At 66.9% G+C, this 25,241-nt stretch carries 20 protein-coding genes; 11 read left to right on the forward strand and 9 right to left on the reverse strand.

Going from position 1 to position 25,241, the window contains the following annotated elements:
• The first annotated feature begins 14 nt into the window (after positions 1-14).
• The 3 genes from KDW96_RS10260 to KDW96_RS10270 are packed head-to-tail and all read left to right on the forward strand — an operon-like array spanning position 15 to position 4,944.
• A complete protein-coding gene (locus KDW96_RS10260; protein WP_255840305.1) occupies positions 15-1,661 on the forward strand; it encodes a DUF6531 domain-containing protein in 1,647 nt (548 codons plus the stop codon).
• A 17-nt stretch (positions 1,662-1,678) separates the two neighbouring features.
• Entirely contained in the window at positions 1,679-4,429 is a 2,751-nt protein-coding gene (locus KDW96_RS10265; protein WP_255840306.1) for an RHS repeat-associated core domain-containing protein, read from the forward strand.
• Positions 4,426-4,944: a hypothetical protein gene (locus KDW96_RS10270; RefSeq protein WP_255840307.1), complete on the forward strand. Its 519-nt coding sequence runs from the start codon at positions 4,426-4,428 to the stop codon at positions 4,942-4,944. The genes KDW96_RS10265 and KDW96_RS10270 overlap by 4 nt, the downstream gene beginning before the upstream one ends.
• Positions 4,945-5,517: 573 nt before the next feature.
• Here the strand turns inward: KDW96_RS10270 and KDW96_RS10275 are convergent.
• The gene (locus KDW96_RS10275) at positions 5,518-6,474 is read right to left on the reverse strand and encodes a LysR family transcriptional regulator (protein ID WP_255840308.1); all 957 of its coding nucleotides are present in this window, start codon (positions 6,472-6,474) and stop codon (positions 5,518-5,520) included.
• A gap of 286 nt (positions 6,475-6,760) precedes the next feature.
• On the opposite strand from KDW96_RS10275, the gene KDW96_RS10280 reads away from it, so the two are divergent.
• Positions 6,761-7,807 carry a hypothetical protein gene (locus KDW96_RS10280; RefSeq protein WP_255840309.1) on the forward strand — a complete coding sequence of 349 codons (1,047 nt, stop codon included), beginning with the start codon at positions 6,761-6,763 and terminating at the stop codon, positions 7,805-7,807.
• Entirely contained in the window at positions 7,804-8,382 is a 579-nt protein-coding gene (locus tag KDW96_RS10285) for a c-type cytochrome (protein ID WP_255840310.1), read from the forward strand. The genes KDW96_RS10280 and KDW96_RS10285 overlap by 4 nt, the downstream gene beginning before the upstream one ends.
• A 225-nt stretch (positions 8,383-8,607) precedes the next feature.
• Here KDW96_RS10285 and KDW96_RS10290 read toward each other — a convergent pair whose 3' ends face one another.
• From KDW96_RS10290 to KDW96_RS10305, 4 genes are all read right to left on the reverse strand, one after another.
• Complete coding sequence (locus KDW96_RS10290; RefSeq protein WP_255840311.1) at positions 8,608-8,850, reverse strand: formate dehydrogenase subunit delta; 243 nt, start codon at positions 8,848-8,850, stop codon at positions 8,608-8,610.
• A gap of 83 nt (positions 8,851-8,933) precedes the next feature.
• Positions 8,934-11,777 carry a formate dehydrogenase subunit alpha gene (gene fdhF, locus KDW96_RS10295; protein ID WP_255840312.1) on the reverse strand — a complete coding sequence of 948 codons (2,844 nt, stop codon included), beginning with the start codon at positions 11,775-11,777 and terminating at the stop codon, positions 8,934-8,936.
• A gap of 15 nt (positions 11,778-11,792) precedes the next feature.
• Positions 11,793-13,382 carry a formate dehydrogenase beta subunit gene (locus tag KDW96_RS10300; protein ID WP_255840313.1) on the reverse strand — a complete coding sequence of 530 codons (1,590 nt, stop codon included), beginning with the start codon at positions 13,380-13,382 and terminating at the stop codon, positions 11,793-11,795.
• Entirely contained in the window at positions 13,379-13,873 is a 495-nt protein-coding gene (locus tag KDW96_RS10305) for a formate dehydrogenase subunit gamma (protein ID WP_255840314.1), read from the reverse strand. Before KDW96_RS10305 ends, KDW96_RS10300 begins: the two co-directional genes overlap by 4 nt.
• A 203-nt stretch (positions 13,874-14,076) precedes the next feature.
• Here KDW96_RS10305 and KDW96_RS10310 point away from each other — a divergent pair, with 203 nt between their 5' ends.
• The 4 genes from KDW96_RS10310 (at position 14,077) to KDW96_RS10325 (ending at position 17,342) form a co-directional block, all read left to right on the forward strand.
• Positions 14,077-15,165, forward strand: coding sequence for a substrate-binding domain-containing protein (locus KDW96_RS10310; protein ID WP_255840315.1), 1,089 nt, complete (start codon positions 14,077-14,079; stop codon positions 15,163-15,165).
• Between the two features lie 79 nt (positions 15,166-15,244).
• Positions 15,245-16,153: a substrate-binding periplasmic protein gene (locus KDW96_RS10315; protein WP_255840316.1), complete on the forward strand. Its 909-nt coding sequence runs from the start codon at positions 15,245-15,247 to the stop codon at positions 16,151-16,153.
• 203 nt (positions 16,154-16,356) lie between these two features.
• The gene (locus KDW96_RS10320; RefSeq protein ID WP_255840317.1) at positions 16,357-16,833 is read left to right on the forward strand and encodes a YMGG-like glycine zipper-containing protein; all 477 of its coding nucleotides are present in this window, start codon (positions 16,357-16,359) and stop codon (positions 16,831-16,833) included.
• A 56-nt stretch (positions 16,834-16,889) separates the two neighbouring features.
• Positions 16,890-17,342 (forward strand): YMGG-like glycine zipper-containing protein, encoded by a 453-nt coding sequence (locus KDW96_RS10325; protein WP_255840318.1) that lies wholly within the window; start codon positions 16,890-16,892, stop codon positions 17,340-17,342.
• Between the two features lie 59 nt (positions 17,343-17,401).
• Here KDW96_RS10325 and KDW96_RS10330 read toward each other — a convergent pair whose 3' ends face one another.
• Both KDW96_RS10330 and KDW96_RS10335 read right to left on the reverse strand, forming a co-directional pair.
• Positions 17,402-17,821 (reverse strand): lysophospholipid acyltransferase family protein, encoded by a 420-nt coding sequence (locus KDW96_RS10330; protein WP_255840319.1) that lies wholly within the window; start codon positions 17,819-17,821, stop codon positions 17,402-17,404.
• 110 nt (positions 17,822-17,931) lie between these two features.
• Positions 17,932-20,769: an AMP-binding protein gene (locus tag KDW96_RS10335; RefSeq protein WP_255840320.1), complete on the reverse strand. Its 2,838-nt coding sequence runs from the start codon at positions 20,767-20,769 to the stop codon at positions 17,932-17,934.
• Between the two features lie 186 nt (positions 20,770-20,955).
• Here KDW96_RS10335 and KDW96_RS10340 point away from each other — a divergent pair, with 186 nt between their 5' ends.
• Positions 20,956-22,263, forward strand: a complete 1,308-nt coding sequence (locus KDW96_RS10340; RefSeq protein ID WP_255840321.1) for an MFS transporter — start codon at positions 20,956-20,958, stop codon at positions 22,261-22,263.
• 8 nt (positions 22,264-22,271) lie between these two features.
• Here KDW96_RS10340 and KDW96_RS10345 read toward each other — a convergent pair whose 3' ends face one another.
• Together KDW96_RS10345 and KDW96_RS10350 are read right to left on the reverse strand one after the other, a co-directional pair.
• Positions 22,272-22,718 (reverse strand): acyl-CoA thioesterase, encoded by a 447-nt coding sequence (locus KDW96_RS10345; RefSeq protein ID WP_255840322.1) that lies wholly within the window; start codon positions 22,716-22,718, stop codon positions 22,272-22,274.
• 61 nt (positions 22,719-22,779) lie between these two features.
• Complete coding sequence (locus KDW96_RS10350) at positions 22,780-23,943, reverse strand: iron-containing alcohol dehydrogenase (RefSeq protein WP_255840323.1); 1,164 nt, start codon at positions 23,941-23,943, stop codon at positions 22,780-22,782.
• A gap of 208 nt (positions 23,944-24,151) precedes the next feature.
• On the opposite strand from KDW96_RS10350, the gene KDW96_RS10355 reads away from it, so the two are divergent.
• On the forward strand, positions 24,152-25,201 hold the full coding sequence (locus KDW96_RS10355) for a polyamine ABC transporter substrate-binding protein (protein ID WP_255840324.1): 1,050 nt from the start codon (positions 24,152-24,154) through the stop codon (positions 25,199-25,201).
• The last annotated feature ends 40 nt before the right edge of the window (positions 25,202-25,241 follow it).

Genomic DNA, 25,241 nt, shown 5'->3' on the forward strand with positions numbered 1-25,241 from the left:
CAGGATTCCAGAACATGGATCGTTCCTCTTGCGGGCTCAGTCTCGCCCTCGTTTTCTCCACCTGTGCCTTCATCCCCCAGTCCGCCCTCGCCGCAGCAAGCTGCACGACAGGCGGCGTCAGCTACTTTGGCACCGAAGTCTATGCCGCGCCGCAAACCCCGAACGGGCAAGGCCAATACCTCTACAAGATCGCAGGCCTGCAATGCTCCGGCGGCAAGGTCATCAAGTGGACCGAGAGCAGCGCTTGGTACACCCCCGATGAGATGCTGGCCACGATCAAGCAGGCCAACGGCAACATGCGTCGAGCCTTCCCCAACACCTGCAAGACGCATGCAGTGCTGCTGCACGACAACTTCACCGGTTCGGTCGACGGGGTTGCAGCCACCAGCTATACCGGGGCCAACCAAACCCACTATGACGTCTTCGCCGGCCCGGTTTTCTATGACCGCCCCAACGAACTGATTTGCCCTGAGGTGAACGGAATCGGTAACCCCGACCTGCCGGGCACTTGCCCCGTGCAAAGCGCCGAGCCGATGCTTGCCCGCTCAGGCGCCCCCAGCCAGGCCCAGGGCGACCCGATCAACGTCTCCAACGGCAATAGCTATCAGGTCGAGGTCGACTACCAGGGGCTTCCCGGTACCCAGCTGCACTTCGCGCGCTACTACAACAGCAAGACCGCGAATTGGACCCATAGCTATTCGGCCAGGTTGAAGACATCTCCCAGTAAAGCGCTGCTGGTCAATGCCGATGGCCGAGAGAGTCTGTTCACTGTTTCCGGCAGCACGGTAACCGCTTCGCCGAAGGAACTGGGACGGCTGGAAAAGACGGCCCAGGGTTGGCGCTACGACTCGCCACAGAACGAGCGCTTGCACTTCGACACCGAGGGTCGGCTGACGCGAATAGATCGCGCCAATGGTACGCACGAAACCCTGACCCATGGCACCAACCAGATGGTGGTCAGCGACTCACTCGGCAGGTCGGTGACGCTCACCCTCAACAGCGCCAAGCGCCTGACCGGACTCAACGCCGGGTCGCTACAGGTGACCTACACCTACAACGCCGCCGGGCGGATGACCAAAGCGACCCGCACTCAAGCCGGCCAGAGCCACTCGCGCACCTATCACTACGAGGACGCCCGCGAAGGCGGCTGGCTGACCGGCATCACCGACGAACGTGGCGTGCGCTATGTCACCTGGGCCTTCGACGCCCAAGGGCGCGCCATCAAGAGCGAGCTGAACGGCGGCGTCGACAGGTGGCTGTTCACCTACAACAGCAATGGCACCACCACCCTGACCAACCCGCTTGGGAAGAAGTCCACCTATAGCTTCCAGACCATTGCCGGTGCCAAGCGCATCACCGCACTGGCCGGTGTTGCCTCGCCCAACTGCCCAAGCAGCAACTCGACCTTCACCTATGACAACCGCGGCCTGATCAAGACCAGAACCGACAATAAGGGCTACGTCACCCGCTACGACTACGACACCCGTGGCTTGGAAATCTCCCGTACGGAAGCCTCAGGCACGCCACAGGCGCGTACCGTCACCACCGAATGGCACCCAACGCTCTATCTACCGGTAACCATCACCGAGCCCGGGCGCGTGCTGCGCTTCGAATACGACGCTCAAGGCAACCAGCTAGGCCAAACCATTACCGAACGTTGATCAGAAGGAACTGACCGATGAACACTTTGCATCGCGCAAGCCTGCTCTCGCTGGCGCTGACAGCGGCACTGGGGGCGTCCGGCGCCCAGGCCAGCGAACGCAGCTGGAGCTACACCTACACGCCCCAGGGCCTGATCGAGACTGCCGACGGTCCGCGCACCGATGTGCAGGACGTCACCCGCTACGCCTATGACGCCCAGGGCCGCCTGACCCAGGTGACCAACGCCCTCGGCCATATCACCCAGCTGTCCAACTTCGACAACTATGGCAACCCGCAGAGCCTGACCGACGCCAACGGCGTCACCACCGACCTGAGCTACAGCCCCCAAGGCTGGCTGGCCTCGGTCAGCACCGCCGGTAGCACCACGAGCTTCGAGCACGACGCCGTGGGCCTGATCACCAAGGTCACCCGCGGCGACGGCAGCTGGTTGAGCTACACCTGGGACGGCGCGCGGCGCCTGACCAAGATCGCCAACAACCTCGGCGAGACCGTCGAGTACGACCTCGACGCCATGGGCAACCGCACCGCCCAGCGCCTCAAGGACGCCTCCAATAGCCTGACCCAGCAGCAGAGCTGGGTCTACGACGAACTCGGCCGCCTGCTGCGCGCGGTCGGCGCCGCCGGGCAGACCAGCCGCTATCAGTACGACCTCAACGACAACCCGAGCGCCAGCACCAACCCGCGCCAGTTCAGCCACAGCCAGGCCTACGACGCTCTCGATCGACTGGTCAGCAACACCGACCCGCTGGGTGGCGTCACCACCGTCGGCTACGACGCCCAGGACAACCTCACCGAGGTCAAGGACCCGCGCGGGGTCACCACCCGCTATGTGTATGACGGCCTCGGTAACCTGACCCAGCTGGTCAGCCCGGACAGCGGCACCACCCGCTACAGCCACGACGCCGCCGGCAACCTGATCAGCAAGACCGACGCCAGCGGCGTGGTCACCACCTACAGCTACGACGCGCTGAACCGCCTCACCGGCCGCCAGTACACGGCCAGCCCGGCGCTCAACGTGCAGTACCACTACGACATGACCGCCGAAGGCAACCACGGCATCGGCCGCCTCACCGCCGTGCAGGATGCCAGCGGCGTGCTCGGCTACCGCTACGACGCCCGCGGCAACCTGGTCGAGCAGATCCGCTCGGTGGCGGTGGGCGGCGTCGACCAGTACGACCGCCTCGGCTACGCCTATGACGGCGCCAACCAGCTGACCCGCATCGACTACCCCCTGGGCCTGAGCGTGCTCTACCCGCGCAACGCTGCCGGCCAGGTGCGCGAGGTGCAGCTGCAGGTGGGCAACAACCCGCCCAGCGCCTTCGCCGGCGCCATCGCCTACCTGCCCTTCGGCCCGCTCAGCAGCCTGACCTGGGGCAACGGCGTCAGCCTCAGCCGCACCTTCGACCAGGACTACCGCCTCAGCCAGCAGACCGTGGCCGGCTGGAACAGCAGCTACGGCTACGACGCCAACGGCAATATCGAAACGCTGGGCAGCAGCCTGCTCGGCGACCTCAACTACCGCTACGACGCCCTCGACCGCCTCACCGAAGAGCGCAAGGCCGACCTAGAGCAAGGCTATAGCTACGACGCCGTGGGCAACCGCACCGGCAAAACCGTCACCCCCATAATCAATGGCCAGGCGCAGGCCGGCAGCACCCACACGTACCAGTACGCGGCCAACAGCAACCGCCTGAGCGAGATCGACGGCCTGGCGGTACTCAGCGACGCCGCCGGCAACCTGACCCGCGACCGCGCCGAACGCGAACTGGAATACGACGCGCAGAACCGCCTGACCCGGGTGAAGCTCGCCGGCAACACCGTCGCCGAGTTCCGCTACAACGCCCTCGGCCAACGCACCCGCAAGCTCGGCGCAAACGGCACCACGGTGTTCCTCTACGGACCGGGCGGCCAGCTGCTCGGCGAAGAGCGCTACGACGCCCAGGGCGCCAAGCTCAGCGGCCAGTTCTACATCTGGCTCGACAGCCTGCCCCTGGGCGGCATCACGGTGAGCTACGACGGCCAGGGCGCCGTCGCCAGCAGCACGCCCTTCTACCTGCACAGCGACCACCTCAACACCCCGCGCCTGGCCACCAATCAGAGCCAGCAGAGCGTGTGGCAGTGGCAATCGGATGCCTTCGGCGTCGGCCAGGCCAGCGGCAGCCTGACGATGAACCTGCGCTTCCCGGGGCAGTATTTCGATCAGGAGAGCGGGCTGCACTACAACTACTTCCGGGATTACGACCCGCAGACCGGGCGGTATATGGAAAGTGATCCGATTGGGCTTAAGGGTGGCTTGAATACCTATGGGTACGTTGGAGGTAATCCGGTTAAATATGTCGATATATATGGCCTTGACACGATCTCAGTGGGCGGCTCAGTTAATTTTCCGGGTATTTTGGATATATTTACTGACCATCCAGCGCCACCGCAGGGGGTGAGTTGTGGCATTGCCTTTTCTTTCCCTGGCCCCTTAGGAGGAAAATGGGATTTTGGCGCATACGGAACTGTAGCAGCAGGCGGCGGTAGTGCAGGATTTGGAGCGAGCGCCTCAATTGATGCTGGATATAACGAGGGCTCAGTGGGTGACCTGAGCGGGTCGGGTGCCGAAGCAGGAGCGCAATTCAACAAAATAGGTGGGTCAGCTGACTATAGCGATACTGGGGATTGGACAGGTGGCTCCGTACATTACGGTGGTGGCTATAGAGCTGGTGCATCTGGCACGATCACTGGTACAGCGAGCTTTGCGGATGGTCTTAGATCAAAATGAGTAAATACTTTGAAAAGATAGTTAAGTTCTTTGCTTACATGCTCTGCGAGAGAAATGAGTTGCTTCCCGGGGGGAGCAATTTAAAGGATATTAAGGTCGCCCTTGCAAAGACAAAATTTAGTAAATACTCATGGTTGGAGCGAGGCAATGAAGTTCGTATAGAAAAGAGATCCATATTTTTTCCTGCCTCACACTACCTTACCCTAAAGGTTGAGAATGGAGGTCTTCGCTGCAAAACAAAAGTCAATACTATTGAAAGGCTGTTCTTGATTTCCTTTCTGGTGCTATTATTGTCGGCAGTAGCTTCTACTCCGTTCATTGCGTTAATTTTTGTTAATGAGTCGCCAGGCAAATATAATATATTAATAGCGGTGCCTGCATTGCTTGCTGTGTCCATTGCATTGATGGCTTGGTTAAAATTAATCTGTTTAACTCTTGCCTATTTTTCGGGTGTTTCAAAACTGGCAGAGTGGGTTCGATGCTACAACGCATCCGGGGAAATGGCACCTGAGTGACCCCTCACATCAGGAAAACGGACAGGTTTATTGAGTTCACCTGACTGTCTAAGAAACTCTAAGCTCAGCCCTGTGCTGGGCTTTTTTTATCCGCGATGTAGCCGATTGCCTTGCACAACGTAGTGCTTGCTGATGGGGTTTCTCCGGTCACTTTACGCAGCAGGGTGTTCAGACTTTTTCGGTTTCATGTATCAGATTAGGCCGGCGCGGTGTTCACGTTGGGCCACCCCCTACAAGTGTGGGGGCCGGAAGAATTAATACGGCCTGCTGGTTTGAGTTGATACCTTGTGCCGGAAAAATATGAACACACTGCTGCTAGCCCGGTAGGGCGGGTCATTGACCCGCGCTGATCGGCATCCTGGTTAATGCGTTATTTGTGCATGCCTGTAATTGGTTTGCGTGACTTGGGGTAAACCACTACTTCGTGGTTTTCGTGTGACACCATGGCCGTGCGACTTTGGCGTTGGTCACACCATCGCTCGGCGGGTTACGCCTTCGGCTAACCCGCCCTACGTGTCTACCGGCTTTGGTTTGTATTTGAAGCGCTTGCGCCACCAAAGGGGTCGGATTGATTTATTTATCCCCTTGTTCAATCGAGCCCTTTTCCATTCCGGCTGCAATGTTCGGCCACGATCCCTCCCTCGGATAGGCCTTCTCGAAGAACTCCACAAAGGCGCGCACCTTCGCCGGCAGGTAGCGGTTACCCGGATAGACCAGCATCAGCGGCAGGGCCTCAACCGAATACTCGGTCAGAAACGGCTGCAACTGGCCGCTCGAAATGGCGCCCTGTACCAGCGGCTCCGGGACATAGGCCACCCCGAGCCCGGCGACCGCCGCGGCGATCGTGGCGTCCAGTGAGGTAAGCCGCAGCCTTCCCCGAGGGGTAAAGGCGACCCGTTTGCCGTTCTCGTCGAATTGCCAATCACAGCCGCGCCTGGTCGAGGGCGACACGTATTGGATGCAATCGTGCCGGCTCAGGTCCGCGACTCGCTCTGGTGCTCCGCGCCCTGCGAGATAGCCTGGCGCGGCGCAGGTCAGCCAGCGCACGCTGGTCAGCTTTCGCGCGACCAGGTCGGCGTCCGCTGGAACTTTGCCGCTGCGCAGCGCGCAGTCGATGCCCTCATCGACAAGATTGACCATGCGATCGGTGATGATCACATCCACCGAGAGGTCCGGATAGCTCGCCATGAACTGCGCAAGATTCGCAAAGAACGCCAGGGGCACGATGGATTGGGCGACGGACACCCGTAGACGACCACGGGGCAGGGAGCGCCCGCTGGAAAGGTTGTCTTCGGCTTCCGCGATTTCACCCAGAATGCGCACGCAATCCTGGTAATAGGCGCGCCCCTCGTCGGTCAGACTGAGTCGCCGCGTCGTGCGGTTCAACAAGCGTACGCCCAGACGCTGTTCCAGTTGCGCGACGGCGGTGGTGACCGACGCCCGGGAGGTATTCAGGTTATCGGCGGCACGCACGAAGGCGCCGTGTTCGACCACCCTCACGAATATCCGCATGCAGGCCAGCTGGTCCATCTCATTGTTCCGAATCACCGAATCATCCGTTCAGTGTAATGCTGTTTTTCCCTCCGCTACGCGCCCATAAAGTGCGCCCACCTGGCCAGCGGAAAGGCGCTGGCAAGCAGACCCCGATCAATGTGGAGAACGCTGCGATGAGCCCAAGTCCGTGCAATGCCGCTTTCGCAGCCCAAGGCGCCATGCAGGGCGGCCTGGTCCGCGCGCGGCTGGCGGACCCGCAGCGGCAGCTCCGGGTGCGCAACGACGCAGCGGGCCTCGGTCGGCCATGAAGCAGCGGGCAGGGATGTCCTGGTGGCTGGCCGCGCTGGGCGCCGCGCTTGGCCTTGCGTCGACTGCGAGCCTCGCGCGACCGGCGACAGGCCCGTCGAGCGAGCTGCCGGCGCTGCTAAGCGAAACCGGGCTGTTCGCACCGGGCTCCCGCGCGATCGCCAGCGGCCTGCTGGCCTTCGCGCCGCAATACCCCTTGTGGACCGACGGCGCCGAAAAACGCCGCTGGCTGTCACTGCCGCCGGACGCGGCGATCGATGCCTCGACCCCGGATGCCTGGACTTTCCCCAAGGGCACACGGCTGTGGAAGGAGTTTGCCTACGCCGGCCAGCCCGTCGAAACGCGCTTTATCGAGCGCCTGGTGGACGGCTCCTGGCGCTACGCGGCCTATATCTGGGCGGCCAATGGCGAAGACGCCACGCTGGCCCCGGCCGAAGGCGTGACGCTGGCCGTCGCCGCGGCGCCGAGCGGCCGCTACGCCGTGCCGTCACGCGATGATTGCCGCGGCTGCCATGAAGCCGGCCCGGTGCCGGTGCTGGGCTGCAGCGCCTTGCAGCTGTCACCGGATCGGGATGGGCTGGCACTTCACGGCGCAACCGTCGAGACCGACCCTGTCGACCTCGAGGGACTGTTGCGGCGCGGGCTGCTGCGCAACCTGCCGCGGGATCTGCTCGACCAGCCGCCGCGCATCGCCGCACGGTCGCCGACCGAACGGGCGGCCCTGGGCTATCTGCACGGCAATTGCGGCCATTGCCATAACGCGTCCGGACCGTTGGCCCTGCTGGAGCTGAGCCTGACCCAGGGCGCCGGCTCGGCCGCCGACGCCGAACGCAGCCTGCGCACGACCCTAGGCCGCTTGAGCGAGTCGCGCTTGAAAGACCTGGACACCCGCATCGTGCCCGGCGATGCAGCGCGCAGCCTGCTCCTGGCCCGGATGCGTTCGCGCAATCCCGTGCTGCAAATGCCTCCGCTCGGCACGGCGCAGACCGATGCCCAAGCCAACGCCCTGATCGAGCGGTGGATCGAGCACGAACTTCCATTCCTAGAGGAGAAATCACCATGAGAATCACAAGCGCTGTTCTTCGCCGCGCCTCGGCGCTGTATCTGGCTGTCATGACCAGCGCCGCGCTGGCGGCGAGTGACACGGGGCAGACCCATGCCGAGAACCCGACGGCCAGCGTGACCCGCGGCAAATACCTGGTCGATACCTCGGGTTGTCATGATTGCCATACGCCCTGGGCCATGGGGCCGGACGGGCCGGCGCCGGACATGAGCCGCGCGCTGTCCGGCCATCCCCAGTCGCTGGAGATGCCGCCCGCGCCCAAGCTTCCCGAGGGACCCTGGCTGGTCAGCATCGCGGCCACCAACACCGCCTATGCAGGCCCCTGGGGCGTCAGCTTCACGGCCAACCTGACCCCGGACAGGGAAACGGGGCTGGGCAAGTGGACCGAACGCAACTTCATCGAGACCATCCGCACGGGCCGTCACCTGGGGCGTGGACGACCGGTCTTGCCGCCCATGCCGGTTCAGGTGTACCGGAATATGACGGACGGCGATCTGGCGGCGATCTATGCCTACCTGCAGAGCATTCCGTCGGTGAGCAATCGGGTTCCCGCGCCGATCACACCGGAGGAATAAGCCAGTAGCCTGGATATCCCCGGAGGAAAAGGCTCCGCCGTTTTCCACCCTACGCAAGCTGCGTGGGCCACGTGACTAAAGGGGTCGGAGTCGTTTAATCGAGCATGACCGGCCCCTGCAACAAGCAGCCCTTTTTCACTGCCCGTAACAGCCAACAAAAAGCCCGCATCGCGCGGGCTTCTTGCTGGCTGGTGCCTGACCTGAGTCGGGTCGCCTGAGCGTCGATCAGGCGCTCTTGGCTACCGGCTCGATCTCTGCGCGCTGGTCGCGCATCGCCTCCAGGGCGAAGGCGCTGAGGCCTTCGCCGGCGCTGGCATCGATGTGGGCGTAGAGCGCGACGCGCATCTGCGGGTCCCACTGTTTCTTCAGGTGCACGGCGAAATCCGCCCGTGCCTGGGCGGCATTCGGCTGGGAAGCGAAGAAGGCGCCGATCTGGTTGGCCATCTTGATCAGTTGCGTGGCGTTCATGCCCATCTGCGAACCCCTGTGTGGTCGTAGAGGTGGAAGAAGTACAGCGGCGGGCCATCGCCAGGATGGCCCGCCGCCGTCGGTCAGAGCTGGGTCACCTTGATCCGCGGCAGGAAGTCGAGCTGCTCCTTGGTGAAGGCCTGGAACTCCTCCTGCCACTGCGAAGGCGCCTCGACCTTGCTGACCTGCACCGCGGTGACCTTGTACTCGGGACAGTTGGTCGCCCAGTCCGAGTTGTCGGTGGTGATCACGTTGGCGCCGGACTCCGGATGGTGGAAGGTGGTGTAGACCACCCCCGGCTGCATCCGCTCGGTCACCACCGCGCGCATCACGGTCTCGCCCGCGCGGCTGTTGATGCCGACCCAGTCGCCGTTGTTGATGCCACGGTCCTCGGCGTCCACCGGGTGCAGCTCCAGCACGTCCTCGGCGTGCCAGGCACCGTTGTCGGTGCGACGGGTCTGCGCGCCCACGTTGTACTGCGAGAGGATGCGCCCGGTGGTGAGGATCAGCGGCCGCTTGCGCGAGGTGCGCTCCTCGGTCGGGATGTACTCGGTGACCATGAAGCGACCCTTGCCGCGCACGAAGGCGTCCTCGTGCATGATCGGGGTGCCGTCCGGCGCCTCGTCGTTGCACGGCCACTGGATGCTGCCCATGCGATCGAGCTTGGCGTAGCTGACGCCGGTGAAGGTCGGGGTCAGGCGGGCGATCTCGTCCATGATCTGCGACGGGTGGGTGTAGTTCATCGGGTAGCCGAGGGCGTTGGACAGCGCCACGGTCACCTCCCAGTCTTCCTTGCCGGCCAGCGGCGGCATCACCTTGCGCACCGGCGAGATACGCCGCTCGGCGTTGGTGAAGGTGCCGTTCTTCTCGAGGAACGAAGCGCCCGGCAGGAACACGTGGGCGAACTTGGCGGTTTCGTTGAGGAACAGGTCCTGCACCACCACGCACTCCATTTCCTTCAGCGCGTCGGTGACGTGCTGGGTGTCCGGGTCGGACTGGGCCGGGTCTTCACCCTGAATGTAGATGCCCTTGAAGGTGCCGGCATGGGCGGCAGCCAGCATGTTGGGGATGCGCAGGCCCGGCTCGTCGAGCAGGGACACACCCCAAGCCTCTTCGAACAGCGGCCGGATCACCGGGTCGGAGACGTGGCGGTAGCCCGGCAGCTCATGGGGGAAGGAACCCATGTCGCAGGAACCCTGCACGTTGTTCTGCCCGCGCAGCGGGTTGACGCCGACACCGGCGCGGCCGATGTTGCCGGTGGCCATGGCCAGGTTGGCGATCGCCATCACGGTGGAGGAACCCTGGCTGTGCTCGGTCACGCCCAGGCCGTAGTAGATCGCCGCGTTGCCACCGGTGGCGTACAAGCGCGCCGCGGCGCGCACTTCGGCCGCCGGCACGCCGGTGTTGGCCTCCATGGCTTCGGGGCTGTGCCGCTCGTCGGAGACGAAGGCGCGCCACTGCTGGAAGTCTTCGGCTTCGCAGCGCTCGGCGACGAAGGCTTCGTCGACCAGGCCCTCGGTGACGATGACGTGGCCCAGGCTGTTGAGCAGGGCGACGTTGCTGCCGGGGCGCAGCTGCAGGTGGTGCTGGGCCTTGATGTGCGGCGAACGCACCAGGTCGATGCCGCGCGGGTCGGCGACGATCAGCTTGGCGCCCTCGCGCAGGCGGCGCTTGAGCTGGGAGGCGAACACCGGGTGGCCGTCGGTGGGGTTGGCGCCGATAACCAGCACCACGTCGGCGGCCAGCACCGAGTCGAAGTCCTGGGTACCGGCCGACTCGCCGAGGGTGACCTTGAGGCCGTAGCCGGTCGGCGAATGGCAGACGCGGGCACAGGTGTCGACGTTGTTGTTGCCGAAGGCGGCGCGTACCAGCTTCTGCACCAGGTAGGCTTCTTCGTTGGTGCAGCGCGAGGAGGTCAGGCCGCCGACCGCGTTCTGCCCGTACTGCGCCTGGATGTCCTTGAAGCGCTTGGCGGCGTAGCCGATCGCCTCGTCCCAGCTGACGGTGCGCCAGGGCTGGTCGATGCTGTCGCGGATCATCGGCGCCTTGATGCGGTCCGGGTGGGTGGCGTAGCCCCAGGCGAAGCGGCCCTTGACGCAGGAGTGGCCGTGGTTGGCGTGGCCATCCTTGTTCGGCACCATGCGCACCACTTCGTTGCCCTTGACCTCGGCCTTGAACGAGCAGCCGACGCCGCAATAGGCGCAGGTGGTGGTGACGCTGCGCTCGGCCTGGCCCATCTCGATCACCGACTTCTCCATCAGCGTGGCGGTCGGGCAGGCCTGCACGCAGGCGCCGCAGGACACGCACTCGGAGTCGAGGAAGTCCTCGTCCTGGCTGGCGGCCACGCGCGAGTCGAAGCCGCGGCCGTCGATGGTCAGGGCGAAGGTGCCTTGCACCTCCTCACAGGCGCGCACGCAGCGGTTGCAGACGATGCACTTGGCGGGGTCGTAGCTGAAATAGGGGTTGGACTCGTCCTTGGGCTCGGCCAGGTGGGTCTTCACCGGGTCGTAGCGCACTTCGCGCAGGCCGACCACGCCGGCCATGTCCTGCAGCTCGCAGTTGCCGTTGGCCGAACAGGTCAGGCAGTCCAGCGGGTGGTCGGAGATGTACAGCTCCATGGTGCCGCGGCGCAGCTCGGCCAGCTTCGGGCTCTGCGTGCGGACCTTCATGCCCGGCTCCACCGGGGTGGTGCAGGAGGCCGGGAAGCCGCGGCGGCCTTCGATTTCCACGGTGCACAGGCGGCAGGAGCCGAACGGCTCGAGGCTGTCGCTGGCGCACAGCTTGGGCACCGAAATGCCGGCTTCCTGGGCCGCGCGCATCACCGAGGTGCCGGCCGGCACGGTGATGGCGTTGCCGTCGATTTCCACCGTTACCGGGGCACCGGTGCGGGCGGGGGTTCCATAGTCGAGCTCACGATACAGGGCCATGACGACGCCTCCGGATCAGCGGGCTTCGGTGGCGTCTTGCGACGCCCCGAAGTCCTCGGGAAAGTGGTTGATGGCGCTGAGCACCGGGTAGGGTGTCATGCCGCCGAGGGCGCACAGCGAGGCCCCGAGCATGGTGTCGCAGAGACTCTTGAGCAGCTCGATGCGACCCGGCTGCGGGCCTTCGGAGCGGGCCACGATGATCTGGTCGAGCAGTTCCTCGCCGCGGGTCGAACCGATCCGGCACGGCGTGCACTTGCCGCACGATTCCACGGCGCAGAACTCCATGGCGTAGCGGGCCATGTCGGCCATGTCCACCGTATCGTCGAATACGACTATGCCGCCGTGGCCGAGCACCGCGCCGAGGGCGGCGAAGGCCTCGTAATCCAGCGGGGTGTCGAACTGCGACTCCGGCAGGTAGGCGCCCAGCGGGCCGCCGACCTGCACCGCGCGGATCGGCCGGCCACTGGCCGAACCGCCGCCGTATTCATACAGCAACTCGCGCAGGGTGACGCCGAAGGCCTTCTCGATCAGGCCGCCACGGGCGATGTTGCCAGTCAGCTGGATCGGCAGGGTGCCGAGCGAGCGGCCCATGCCGTAGTCCTTGTAGTAGGCACCACCCTTGTCGAGGATGATCGGCACCGAGGCCAGGGAGATCACGTTGTTGATCACCGTCGGCTGGCCGAACAGGCCCTCGATGGCCGGCAGCGGCGGCTTCGGCCGCACGGTGCCGCGCTTGCCTTCGAGGCTTTCCAGCAGCGCGGTTTCCTCGCCACAGATGTAGGCGCCGGCGCCGCGACGCAGCTCCAGGTGGAAGGCCTTGCCGCTGCCGAGCACGTCGTCGCCCAGGTAGCCGGCGGCGTAGGCGCTGGCGATGGTGGCGTTGAGCGTGGCCTCCGCATGGGGGTACTCGGAACGCAGGTAGATGTAACCCATGGTGGCGCCGACGGCGAGACCGGCGATGGTCATGCCCTCGATCAGCACGTAGGGGTCGTCTTCCATCACCATGCGGTCGGAGAAGGTGCCCGAGTCGCCTTCGTCGGCGTTGCAGACGATGTACTTCTGTGCGGCCTCGCAGCCGGCCACGGTGCGCCACTTGATGCCGGTGGGGAAGGCCGCGCCGCCACGGCCGCGCAGGCCGGACTCGGTGACTTCGGCGACGATCGCCTCGGGCTGCATGGTCAGCGCGCGCTTGAGGCCACGGTAGCCGTCATGGGCGATATAGTCGTCCAGCGACAGCGGGTCGGTGATGCCGGCGCGGGCGAAGGTCAGGCGCTCCTGGCGCTTGAGGTAATCGATCTCCTCGGTCAGGCCATGGCCCAGGGCATGTTCCTTGCCCTCGAGGAAGCCGGCGTCGAACAGCCCCGCCACGTCCTTGGTCTTGACCGGGCCATAGGCCACGCGACCGGCCGGGGTGCTGACCTCGACCATCGGCTCGAGCCAGAACAGCCCGCGCGAGCCATTGCGCACCAGCTTGATGTCCAGGTTGCGCGCCTTGGCCTCGGCGGCGATGGCCTGGGCCACGCGGTCCGCGCCCAGGCTCAGGGCGGTGGCGTCGCGGGGGACGTATACGGTCAGGGTGCCTGCACTCATCTTCGCCTCGCTCATGCCTTTGCCTCCTGTTCTGCCAGCAGGGCCAGCAGGCCCTCGGCGTCGACCCGCCCGTGCAGCTCGCCGTTGAGCATGGCGTTCGGCGCACAGGCGCAGTTGCCCAGGCAGTACACCGCCTCGAAGGTCAGGCTACCGTCCTCGCGGGTCTCGCCCAGCTCCAGGCCGAGCTTGTTCTGCAGCTCCGCGGTCAGCGCCTTGACGCCCATCGACTGGCAGGCCTCGGCCTGGCACAGCTTGAGGTGCTGGCGACCGGGCGGGCTGGCGCGGAAGTCGTGGTAGAAGCTGACCACCCCGTGCACCTCGGCGCGCGACAGGCAGAGTTCCTCGGCGATCATCGGCAGCAGCTCGGGCGGTACGGCGCCGAGACGGTCCTGGATGTCATGGAGGATGGGTAGCAGGGCGCCGGGTTGACCACGGTGCGCGGCCAGTACCTCACGGGTAACGGCCTGGCACTGCTCGGGGTCGAAGCGCTGGGGAAGAGTGGCCATGTACGATGCTCCAGCCGGCAGGCTTAGCCGGTGCTGTCGGGGAGATGACTCGGTCCATTCACGGTTAGATGGGCCGGTTATCTCTGGCGGCGCCTATCGGCTCGCCACATATGAAATAAAGTTCTTATACTCGGACGCAGAAAAGCCCCGATGAGGCAAAGTATCATGGGCTACCCCTCGATCAAATATGAAGTCCAGAGCATATGATCCGTATCGAAATCCAACCGCGCTGGCGTTTCCACCAAAAAGACGGCAGCAGCCTCGATCCCCAGGGCCTGGCCCTGCTCCAGGCGGTACACGACACCGGCAAGCTGACCGAGGCCGCCGCCCGGGTCGGCTACTCCTATCGGCACGCCTGGAACCTGCTGGGCAAGTGGCAGGAGTTCTTCGGCAGCCCGCTGATCGACCTGGAGCGCGGCAAGGGTGCGCGCCTGGCCCCCCTCGGCGAGAAACTGCTGTGGGCCGACCAACGGATACGCGCGCGTCTGTCGCCGCAGCTGGACAACCTCGCCGGCGAGCTGGAGCTGGAGCTCAACCGCGTGCTGCAGGCCAGCAACCCCGGCCTGCGCATCCACGCCAGCCACGGGTTCGCCGTGGCCGCCCTGCGCGAGTGGCTGGAGCAGGATCAGAACCGCCAATGGGACGTGCAGTTCCGCAGCGGCAGCGAGGCGATGATCGCCCTGCACCGGCGCGAATGCGAGGTGGCCGGCCTGCACGTGCCCTGCGGCCCACTGGGCGCCCTGGCCATGAGCCGGATCCAGCCCTGGCTGCGCCCCGACCACCACATCATCACCTTCGTCAGGCGCACCCAGGGCTTGATCCTCGCCCCCGGCAATCCGCACCAGGTGCAGGGCCTGGGCGACCTGCTGAGCGGCAAACTGCGCTTCGTCAACCGCGAGCAAGGCTCCGGCACCCGCACCCTGCTCGAGAGCCTGCTGCGCCGGGAGAACCTGGACAGCGCGGCGATCAACGGTTTCTACAACGAGGAGTTCACCCACGCGGCAGTGGCGGCCTACGTGGCCAGCGGCATGGCCGACGCCGGCTTCGGCGTCGAGGCGGCGGCGCGTCAGTTCGGCCTGACCTTCATTCCCATGGCCCGCGAGCACTATTGCCTGCTGTGCCGCGAGGACAGCCTCGGCCTGCCGGCCATGGCCGCGCTGCTCAAGGTGCTGCAGAACCCGGAGTTCCAGGCGCAGATCAGTCAACTGCCGGGCTACGCCCTGAGCCGCCCCGGCGACGTGCTGCCGCTGGCCCAGGCGCTGGATCAGTGGCGCAAGGAGGCGCTGCTGTGACCCTGGCCCGCCCACTGACCATGGCCAGCGAAGGGGCGGCCTGAGTACAATCACGCCCTCCCCACTTGAGGCCAGATGCATGCGCGGACGCTGGCGACTCGGTCTTCTCCTTCTCTGCAGCTTCAGCGCGGCCTTCGCCCGTGGCGACGTGCGGGTCTGCCAGCACGATCCCAGCAAGTACGCCTACCGGATCGAGCTGAGCAACCTGATTCTCGCCCGCACCGCAGCGCGCTATGGCGAGCGCCGCATCATCCCCAGCGAGGCCGCCGACCCGAGTCAGGACCGCTGCCTGGCCATGCTGCGCGAGGGCCTGGTGGACCTGGCCTATGTGCCGCCGACCGACGAGCGCCTGCGCAAATTCCGGGTGCTGCCCTTCGACCTGCACAACGGCATGCTCGGCTATCGCGTGCTGCTGATCCGCCGCGACGACGCCGCTCGCTTTGCCCGGGTCCGCAGCCTCGACGACCTGCGCCAGCTGCGCGGCGGCTTCGGCAAGCACTGGGGCGATTTCCCCCTGTTCGATCGCAACCGCCTGCCGGTGGTCGGCGTGGCCAACCCCGATAACCTGCTGCCGATGCTCAGCCGCGGCCGTTTCGATTACTACCACCGCGGCCTGCATGAGGCCTGGCGGGAGCTGGAGGCGCATCAAGAGGCGCATCCCGGGCTGATGGTCGAGCCGCACCTGGCGCTGGTCTATGACCTGCCGGTGTTCTTCACCTTCAACCTTCAGGACGAGGAGCTGCAGCAGCGTTTTCGCGAAGGCCTGGAGCAGATCCGCGCCGACGGCAGCTTCCGCGCGCTGTTCCTCGCACACTTCGGCCAGCTGGTCGAGATGGCGCGCCTGCACGCGCGCACCCTGCTGCCCATCGATCACCCCAGCGCCACGGGCCTGCCCGCGCCGGACAGCAGCCTGTGGCTGCGGGCACCTGAACGCGCTCACGACAGCCGGGCGTCAACCGACGAACAGCGTTCGAGCAACGCCCCCTGAATAGCCAGTACCGAGATGCGGAAAACCGCCACTTCCTGGCCAGACCAAGCTGCCTCTGACCCACCAATTTCGCCGAAGTTCTGCCCATAAAACAAATATTTGCGATATGCGAGCAAAGTCGTGCAGCTCGTCGGCAGAGGCTTGCGCAGACCTCCGGACGGCCCGAGGATCGCCGCCATGTTCACCAGGAGGTTCTCCCAGCCATGAAGTACTTCTCGATCCTTATGCTGTCCCTGAGCCTGGCCAGCGGCACGGCACTGGCCGGCACCAGCGAAGCCGGCGTCGGCGGCGCCCTGGGCGGGGTGCTGGGCGCCGTGGTCGGCCAGCAGGTCGGCGGCAATACCGGCGCGGCCATCGGTGCCGGGGTCGGCGGCGCGGCCGGCAGTGCGGTCGGCGCCGACCGCCGCAATCGCACCGAGGCTGCCATCGGCGGCGCCCTGGGCGGGGCCGGTGGCAACGTCATCGGTCGCCAGGTCGGCGGCTCCACCGGCGCCCTGATCGGCGCCGCGCTGGGTGGTGGCGGCGGCGGTGCCCTGGGCAACTACTATGGCAACAAGAGCCGTTACGACGACGATCGCCGCCACTACCGCGACGACCATCATCACGGCCACCGCCACCATCGTCACAAGCGCCACAAGCACCGCGGCTGGCACCATGGGCACGACCACGACGACGACTGAAACTGAGCGTGCTCGCCGCCATTGCAGCCTCCCAACATCCTATTGAGATCGATCCTATGCGCACATTCGTTTCCGCTCTGGCCTTGGCCGCCCTGCTGGCCCCGGCCGCCTTCGCCGGCGACAGCACCAAGGTCGCCATCGGCGCCGGCGTCGGCGGCGCCCTGGGCAACGTCATCGGCCAGCAGGTCGGCGGCAGCACCGGCGCGGCCGTGGGCGCCGGTCTCGGCGGTGCTGCGGGCGGGGTGATCACCGCCCGCGACGGCAACAAGACCGAGGCCGCCCTGGGCGGCGGCCTGGGCGCCGCCGGCGGTTCGGTGATCGGCGGCAAGCTCGGCGGCAGCACCGGCTCGACCATCGGCGCCGGCCTGGGTGGCGCCGCCGGCGGCGCACTGGGCAACGTGCTGGCCAACGACGGCCGCCGGGACGACCGTGGCCATTACCACGACGGCCATCACCACTCCCACGGCCACAAGCACAAGAAACACAAACACAAACACAAACACCACTGAGTCCCGCGACCCCGACGTGAAAAGCCCGCCTGATGCGGGCTTTTTGCTGTCTGTTCGCTTCAGCTGGCCAGCCGCAGCCGGTCCGGCTCATCCAGGCGCTGCAGCAACACCGCGCGCGCCTTGTCGCGCAGCTTGATCGCATCCAGCCACTCGTGACCGTCCGCCAGCAGGTGCCCGCAGAGGTCGACCCGCACCTCGCCGCGATGGGGGAACCACTGGCCGTCGCGCAGCACCATGCGCGTGCCGCCCAGGGCCACCGGCAGCAACGGCACGTCGGCCCGCGCGGCGAGGACGAAGGCGCCCATGCGGAATGGCTGCAGCCCCGGCTCGCGACTCAGGGTGCCCTCGGGGAAGAACACCAGCGATTGGCCGGCGTCCAGGATCGCGGCCAGGGCCTCGGCATCGGCGGCGGCGCACTGGGCAACGTGCTGGCCAATGACGGCCGCCGGGACGATCGTGGCCATTACCACGACGGCCATCACCACTCCCACGGCCACAAGCACAAGAAACACAAACACAAACACCACTGAGTCCCGCGACCTCGACGTGAAAAGCCCGCCTGATGCGGGCTTTTTGCTGTCTGTTCGCTTCAGCTGGCCAGCCGCAGCCGGTCCGGCTCATCCAGGCGCTGCAGCAGCACCGCGCGCGCCTTGTCGCGCAGCTTGATCGCATCCAGCCACTCGTGACCGTCCGCCAGCAGGTGCCCGCAGAGGTCGACCCGCACCTCGCCGCGATGGGGGAACCACTGGCCGTCGCGCAGCACCATGCGCGTGCCGCCCAGGGCCACCGGCAGCAACGGCACGTCGGCCCGCGCGGCGAGGACGAAGGCGCCCATGCGGAATGGCTGCAGCCCCGGCTCGCGACTCAGGGTGCCCTCGGGGAAGAACACCAGCGATTGGCCGGCGTCCAGGATCGCGGCCAGGGCCTCGGCATCGGCGGCGCCGCGCTGGGCATCGAAGCGCTCGACGAAGCAGGTGCCGAGCTGGCGCAGGAAACGCCCGGCGACGAACTGCTCGGCCAGCTCATGCTTGGCGACGAAGCTGAAGGTCGGCGGCAGCACGGCGCACAACACCACCCCGTCCAGGTAGCTGGCATGGTTGGCGACCAGCACCCGCACCTCCGGCAGACGCAACTGGCCCAGGCCGCTGACATTCAGCGGCACCCCGGCCAGGCGCAGGAAGCCGCGCGCCGCCACCCGGGTCAGCCGGCGACACCAGCTGCGCCTTGGCAGCAGCGCCACCGCCAGCCAGGTCAGGCTGGCGACGATCAGCAGCAGAGCCCAGAAATAGCCGGCGTAGAGCAGGGCGCCGAGCGCCCGCAGCAGGCGCCCGGCCTGGGCCCGCACGGCCGCCTCGACCAACCGCAGCAGTTGGCGCCACACCGCCCGGCGCGGCTGACCGACCTCGCCGCGCTCGTACAGCTCGCGACTGGCGGCGCGACGGATCTTGCCGCTGGAGGTCTTCAGCACGCTGTGCGGCGGTGCCAGCACCACATCGTCCGGCGCCACCCCGGTGAGGTCCAGGGCCGCGCGACTGATCGCCTGCTGCAGCGCGCGCCGCGCCGCCGTGTCCTGCTCGTTGGTCTCGGCCAGCACCACCAGGCGCTCGCTGCCGCTGGCCGCATCGCCGCTGCCGAACACCGCCACGCAGCCCTTGCGCAGACCGTCCAGGTTGCCGACCGCGGTCTCCAGGTCATAAGGGTAGATGTTGCGTCCGCCGCGGATGATCAGGTCCTTGGCGCGGCCACTGAGGTAGAGGTCGCCACCCGCCATGTAGCCGAGGTCGAGGGAGTCGAGCCACTGGCCGTGGCGCACCCGCGCACTCTCCGCCTCATTGGCGAAGTAGCCCTCGGTGGTCGAGGGCCCCTTGAACTGCACATGGCCCTCGGTGCGTTCGGGCAGCTCCACGCCCTGGCCGTCGACCACCCGCAGCTGGTGCCCCGGCAGCGGCCGGCCACAACAGACGAAGCGCAGCGCATCCGCACTCCCTGGCGCGACTGGTTGGGCCCGGCCACTGGCCTGGTAGGGCCCACGACGCACCCAGTCGATCAGCGGCCCGCGGCCCAGCGGCGGAAAGGCCACGCCCAGGGTGGCCTCGGCCAGGCCGTAGACCGGAGCCATTGCCTCGGGGGCCAGGCCACAGGCGGCGAAGCGTTCGGCGAAGCGCTGCAGGGTGTCCGGGTTGACCGGCTCGGCGCCGTTCAGGGCCAGGCGCCAGCTGCTCAGGTCGAGCCCCTCGAGGTCGCGCGCCTCGAGCTTGCTCAGGCACAGCTCGTAGGCGAAGTTCGGCGCGGCAGAAAGGGTCGCGCGGTACTGGTGGATGGTGCGCAGCCAACGCACCGGACGGGCGAGGAAGGCCAGCGGTGACATCAATACCAGGTTGAAACCGTAGTACAGGCTGCCGAACCAGGCGCCGATCAGGCCCATGTCGTGGTACATCGGCAGCCAGCTGACGAACACATCCTCGGCATCGACCTTAAGCGCCTTGCCCATGGCCCGCAGGTTGGCCAACAGGTTGGCGTGGCTGACCATCACCCCCTTGGGCTGGCCGGTGCTGCCGGAGGTGTACTGCAGGAAGGCCAGGTCCCCGGCCTGACGCGGCTGTGCGCGCAGGCTGCCCTGGCTCGCCGACAGCTCGGCGACGCTGAGGATGCCCCCCAGGCTCGGCACCTGAGGTTTGAGCAGGTGCGCGAGCAGCTTGGCCTCGCTGACGGTGATCAGCATGCTGGCCTCGGCGTTGCCGAGGATGGCGGCCTGGCGGCGCAGGTGGTCCTCGATCTGCGACAGGCGCATCGGCGGATAGATGGGCACCGGCACGCCGCCGGCCAGGAGGATGCCGAAGAAGCCGAAGAGAAAATCGCGGCCGGTCGGCAGCATCAGCGCCACCCGCTGCCCGGCTTCCAGGCCGCGCTGCTGCAGCCCCACCGCGACCGCCTCGGCCCCCTGCTGCAGCGCCGCGTAGCTGATGTCGTCGCTGCCCTCGCCGTCGCCCAGAAGTCGCACATGGCAGCGCTGCGGATGCCGGCGCACGTGCCAGTCGAGCACCTCCATCAGGGTCTGCGCCTGTTCGGGCGTGGCCAGGTCCGCGACCGCAGCTGCGCCGTCGGCGTCAGCAAGCGGCGCCGACTCGGCCGCCACGCCGGTCTGCGCATTCAGGGCCTCGAGCAGGTCGCGGGGCGTATCAGCCGTGGCGAACAACGCTTCGGGCAGGCGCACGCCGAACTCACGCTCGATGCGCGACCACAGCTCGACACGGCCCAGGCTGTCCACGCCCAGGTCGCGATCGAGGACGCTGTGCAGGTGAATCGCCGCCTCCTCGGCGGCATGCGGGCGCAACTCGAGTACGGTCTGCCGGACGATGGCCAGCAGCTTCTGCTCGGTCCCTTGAGCGTCCCTATTGGCGGCTGTTGCATGAGGCAGGCGACTCATCGGCGACCCCTCAGGTTCGAGCGGCCTTCGACGACCACCCTCGCCTTAGCACCATAAGCCTTTGCCGGCCGTGGCGATAATAACTCTCATCCATAACAAGCCCGGGCTTATAGCCACAGGCGCCCTCGCCGCGCCGGCCTGCCCCGGCTAGGCTTGCCTGACCTGAGCAGTCAAGGGAGCACCAGCATGCCAGCCAGCCTCGCCCGCGGCGTAACGAGACGAGAAGCCTGGGCCTGGGCGATGTACGACTTCGCCAACTCCGGCTACACCACGGTGGTGATCACCGCCGTGTTCAGCGCCTATTTCGTCGCGGTGGTGGCCGATGGCGCCAGCTGGGCGACCCTGGCCTGGACCAGCGCCCTTGCCGTCTCCTACGCCCTGGTCATCCTCGGCGCGCCGCTGCTGGGGGCCTACGCCGACGCCTTCGCCTGCAAGAAACGCCTGCTGCTGTACAGCACCCTGGGCTGCGTCGCCGGCACCGCCGCCCTCGCCTTGGCCGGGCCCGGCGCCCTGGGGCTGGCCCTGCTGTTCATCGTGCTGTCGAACTGCTGCTTCGGCTGCGGCGAGAACCTGATCGCCGCCTTCCTCCCGGAGATCGCCCGCGAGGACGCCATCGGCCGGGTCTCCGGCTGGGGCTGGGGGCTGGGCTATATCGGCGGTCTGGTCAGCCTCGGCAGCTGCCTCGGCTATGTCGCCTGGGCCCAGGCCCAGGGCCAGACGGCGGCGCAGTTCGTACCGGTGTGCATGCTGATCACCGCGGCGCTGTTCGCCGTGGCCAGCCTGCCGACCTTCCTCTTTCTGCGTGAGCGCAGCCAGCCACAGTTGCAGCCCGGCGCGCGGCACGACGCCGGGGTGGCCTGGCGGCGCTTCGCCCGCACCCTGGGCGAGGCCGGGCGCTACCGCGATCTGCTGCGCTTTCTCGCCTGCACCGTCTGCTACCAGGCCGGCATCGCCGCGGTGATCACCCTGGCGGCGATCTACGCCAATCAGGCCATGGGCTTCTCCACCCAGGACACCCTGCTGCTGATCCTGCTGGTCAATGTCACCGCGTCGATCGGCGCGCTGCTGTTCGGCCACCTGCAGGACCGCCTGGGCCATCGCCCGACCCTGGCCCTGACCCTGCTCGGCTGGCTGCTGATGATCGGCCTGGCCTTGGCCGCGGAAGGCCCGCCGCTGTTCTGGCTGGCGGCGAATATCGCCGGCCTGTGCATGGGCGCCAGCCAGTCGGCCGGGCGCGCCATCGTCGGCCTGCTGGCGCCGCCGACCCGCCTGGCCGAGTTCTTCGGCCTGTGGGGCCAGGCGGTGAAGCTGTCGTCGATCCTCGGGCCCATGACCTACGGCCTGACCAACTGGCTGTCCGGCGGCGACCATCGCCTGGCGATCCTGATCACCGGCAGCTACTTCATTCTCGGCCTGTTGATCCTCGCCAGCGTCGACCTCAAGCGCGGCCGCCGCGCCGCCCTGGCCGAGCTGGCGGCCCCCCAGCCCGGCTAACCGCCCTGCTACGCGGAAGCTGCGGCGAGGTGCAGGGCCGCCAGCGCAGCGCGCAGGCGCTCGGGTATCGGCACCGGCTGGCTGCTGGCGCGGTCGACGAAGACATGCACGAAACGCCCCGCCGCACAGGCCTGCTGCTCGCCCTGCTTGAACACCGCCAGCTCGTACTGCACCGAGCTGTTGCCCAGCCTGGCGACCCGCAGGCCGCACTCCAGGCGCTCGGGGAAGGCAATGGAGGCGAAGTAGTCGCAGCTGGAGCTGACCACGAAGGCGACCACCTCGCCGCGGTGGATATCCAGGCCGCCGACCTCGATCAGGTAGGCGTTCACCGTGCTGTCGAAGTAGCTGTAGTAGGTCACGTTGTTGACGTGGCCGTAGAGGTCGTTGTCGTGCCAGCGGGTAAGGATCGGCTGCAAGTGCGGGTAGTCGTGGCGCAGGTGCTGGGGTGGGTTCATGGCCTGTCCTGGTCAATGGAGGGTGCGCGGGGCGCAGCCCAGGGGCAACGGCGCCCGCGCCTCAATAGGCGGACTGGTAGATGGCCAGGGCATGGGCCTCGGTCATCTCACGGGGATTGTTCACCAGCAGGCGCTGTTGCTGCATGGCATCGGCCGCCAGTTGCGCCAGCAGCGCTTCGGGCACCCCGGCATCGCGCAGGCGGGTCGGCAGGCCGCTGCGGGCGCTGAAGTCGGCCAGGGCGCCGATGAACTGCTCGGTCTGCGCCATGGCATCGCCGGGGCGCAAGCTGTCGCCCAGCACCAGCGGCGCCAGCTCGGCATACAGCGGCGCGGCGACGCTGGCGTTGAAGCCCAGTACATGGGGCAGCAGCAGCGCATTGGCCAGGCCGTGGGGGATATGCAGATGGCCGCCGAGGGGATAGGCCAGGGCGTGCACCGCGGCCACCGGCGCATTGGCGAACGCCTGCCCGGCCAGGCAGGCGCCGAGCAACATGGCCTGGCGCGCCTCGCGGTTGTCGCCGTGGGCCACCGCCTCGTCGAGGTTGGCGGCCAGCAGGCGCAGCGCCTCCCGGGCCAGCAGGTCGGACAGCGGGTTCTTCTTCAACACGCTGGTGTAGGCCTCGATGGCGTGCACCATTGCGTCGATGCCGGTGGTGGCGGTGACCGCCGGCGGCAGGCCGAGGGTCAGGTCGGCATCCAGCAGCGCCAGGTCCGGCAGCAACAGTGGCGAGACCACGCCCTGCTTGCTGTTTTCGCCGGTGCTGACGATCGCCACCGGCGTCACTTCCGAGCCGGTGCCGGCGGTGGTCGGCACCTGGATCAGCGGCAGGCGCTGACCGCGGGCCTGGTCGACGCCGTAAAGATCGGCCAGGGCCTGCAGGCACTGCGGATGGGCCAGCAGCGCCACCAGCTTGGCCACGTCCAGCGAGCTGCCGCCGCCGAAGCCGATCACCAGCTCGGCCTTCAGCGCCCGGGCCTGTCTCACGGCATCGAGCACCACGGCGTCCGGCGGGTCGGCGGCGACCTGGTCGAACACCTGGGCGGTGATCCCTTCCTGCAGGAACCCCGGCAGCACCTCGGCCAACAGGCCGAGGCGGGTGATGCCGGGGTCGGTGACGATCAGCACCGAACGCGCGCCGCGCCCCTGGCACAGCGCCGCCAGACGGCGGGCCGCGCCGGCTTCGCAGATGATCCGGGCAGTGGTCGCGAAACTGAATGAATGCATGCTGGCTCCCCAGGTCTGGATAGACGCCGCCGCAGGCCCTCGAGGTGGACGCTCCGCTCGGCTCTTGCGAGGTCATGCCGGCGAAACCCGGGCGAAGGCCACTGCGTCACGGCTTCTCTGCACGAGAATACTCCGTGCAAAGGACCAAGGTGCCAAAAACACGGCTAGGCTTGAACAACGCTGACAGGCTTAAAAGGGAATTCCAAGCATGCAAGCACGCCATCCCCTGGGTTTCATCCTGAGCACCTGCCTCCTCTTGCTGCCAGTGCTGGGCCAGGCCAGCCAGCGGCAGCTGACGATTCTCAACTGGGGCGACTACCTGGCCCCCGAAGTGGTCACCGCCTTCGAGCAACAGCACCAGGTCAAGGTGGTGGAGAGCCTCTACAGCTCCGACGATGACCGCACCCGCCTGCTGATGGAGAACGACGGCGAAGGCTACGACCTGATCCTCGTCGCCGGCAGCGACCTGGCCAGCTATGCCAAGCGCGGCTGGATCGTCCCACTGGACCCTGCCCGGCTGCCCAACCTCAAGCATCTCGAAACGCGTTGGCAGCAGGCCTTTGCCGCCGCGCACACGCACGGCGTCCCCTACTTCTGGGGCACCCTGGGCATCCTCTACCGCAGCGACCTGGTGAGCACGCCCATTACCAGCTGGCTGCAACTGTTCCGCCCGGCAACGGAACTGCAGGGCAAGATCGCCATGCTCGAAGACGGCCGCGACATCATCGGCGCCAGCCTCAAGGCCCTCGGCCATTCGCTCAACAGCAGCGACACCGAGCAGCTCAAGGCCGCCCAGGCGCTGCTGCGCGAGCAGAAGGCCCATGTGCGCACCTACGACTCCATCTCCCTCGATGAGCACTCACCCATTCTCAGCGGCGAGATCGTCGCCACGATCATCTACAACGGCGACGCGCTGATGCTCAAGGAATACAACCCGCACCTGCGTTACGTGGTGCCGCGCGAAGGCGGCAACCTCTGGGTCGACTATTTCACCCTGGGCGGCAAGGCCCGGGACGTCGACCTGGCCTACAGCTTCCTGAACTTCATCAACGAGCCGCCACAGGCCGCCCGCCTGGCGCTGTTTTCCCATTACGCCTCGCCCAACCGCGCGGCCCAGGCCCTGCTTCCGAAGGCCATGCTGAGCGACCCGATCGTCTATCCCGATGCCGCCAGCCTGGCCACCTCTGAGGCCTATGCGCCCCAGCCGGCGCGCGCCCAGCGCCTGCGCAACCAGATCATTGCCGACGTTCTGGACTAGGCGCGCGCACCACTGAACCCGCAAGCCCGGGTCACATGAG

It is taken from the genome of Pseudomonas benzenivorans, assembly GCF_024397895.1.
Classification (GTDB): Bacteria; Pseudomonadota; Gammaproteobacteria; order Pseudomonadales; family Pseudomonadaceae; genus Aquipseudomonas; species Aquipseudomonas benzenivorans_A.

Bases quoted from the DNA above. Each gene is read 5' to 3' on its own strand.
- KDW96_RS10260 (WP_255840305.1), top strand. From the start codon at position 15: ATGGATCGTTCCTCTTGCGGGCTCAGTCTCGCCCTCGTTTTCTCCACC.
- KDW96_RS10265 (WP_255840306.1), top strand. From the start codon at position 1,679: ATGAACACTTTGCATCGCGCAAGCCTGCTCTCGCTGGCGCTGACAGCG.
- KDW96_RS10270 (WP_255840307.1), top strand. From the start codon at position 4,426: ATGAGTAAATACTTTGAAAAGATAGTTAAGTTCTTTGCTTACATGCTC.
- KDW96_RS10275 (WP_255840308.1), bottom strand. From the start codon at position 6,474: ATGGACCAGCTGGCCTGCATGCGGATATTCGTGAGGGTGGTCGAACAC.
- KDW96_RS10280 (WP_255840309.1), top strand. From the start codon at position 6,761: ATGTCCTGGTGGCTGGCCGCGCTGGGCGCCGCGCTTGGCCTTGCGTCG.
- KDW96_RS10285 (WP_255840310.1), top strand. From the start codon at position 7,804: ATGAGAATCACAAGCGCTGTTCTTCGCCGCGCCTCGGCGCTGTATCTG.
- KDW96_RS10290 (WP_255840311.1), bottom strand. From the start codon at position 8,850: ATGAACGCCACGCAACTGATCAAGATGGCCAACCAGATCGGCGCCTTC.
- fdhF (WP_255840312.1), bottom strand. From the start codon at position 11,777: ATGGCCCTGTATCGTGAGCTCGACTATGGAACCCCCGCCCGCACCGGT.
- KDW96_RS10300 (WP_255840313.1), bottom strand. From the start codon at position 13,382: ATGAGCGAGGCGAAGATGAGTGCAGGCACCCTGACCGTATACGTCCCC.
- KDW96_RS10305 (WP_255840314.1), bottom strand. From the start codon at position 13,873: ATGGCCACTCTTCCCCAGCGCTTCGACCCCGAGCAGTGCCAGGCCGTT.
- KDW96_RS10310 (WP_255840315.1), top strand. From the start codon at position 14,077: ATGATCCGTATCGAAATCCAACCGCGCTGGCGTTTCCACCAAAAAGAC.
- KDW96_RS10315 (WP_255840316.1), top strand. From the start codon at position 15,245: ATGCGCGGACGCTGGCGACTCGGTCTTCTCCTTCTCTGCAGCTTCAGC.
- KDW96_RS10320 (WP_255840317.1), top strand. From the start codon at position 16,357: ATGAAGTACTTCTCGATCCTTATGCTGTCCCTGAGCCTGGCCAGCGGC.
- KDW96_RS10325 (WP_255840318.1), top strand. From the start codon at position 16,890: ATGCGCACATTCGTTTCCGCTCTGGCCTTGGCCGCCCTGCTGGCCCCG.
- KDW96_RS10330 (WP_255840319.1), bottom strand. From the start codon at position 17,821: ATGGCCGTCGTGGTAATGGCCACGATCGTCCCGGCGGCCGTCATTGGC.
- KDW96_RS10335 (WP_255840320.1), bottom strand. From the start codon at position 20,769: ATGAGTCGCCTGCCTCATGCAACAGCCGCCAATAGGGACGCTCAAGGG.
- KDW96_RS10340 (WP_255840321.1), top strand. From the start codon at position 20,956: ATGCCAGCCAGCCTCGCCCGCGGCGTAACGAGACGAGAAGCCTGGGCC.
- KDW96_RS10345 (WP_255840322.1), bottom strand. From the start codon at position 22,718: ATGAACCCACCCCAGCACCTGCGCCACGACTACCCGCACTTGCAGCCG.
- KDW96_RS10350 (WP_255840323.1), bottom strand. From the start codon at position 23,943: ATGCATTCATTCAGTTTCGCGACCACTGCCCGGATCATCTGCGAAGCC.
- KDW96_RS10355 (WP_255840324.1), top strand. From the start codon at position 24,152: ATGCAAGCACGCCATCCCCTGGGTTTCATCCTGAGCACCTGCCTCCTC.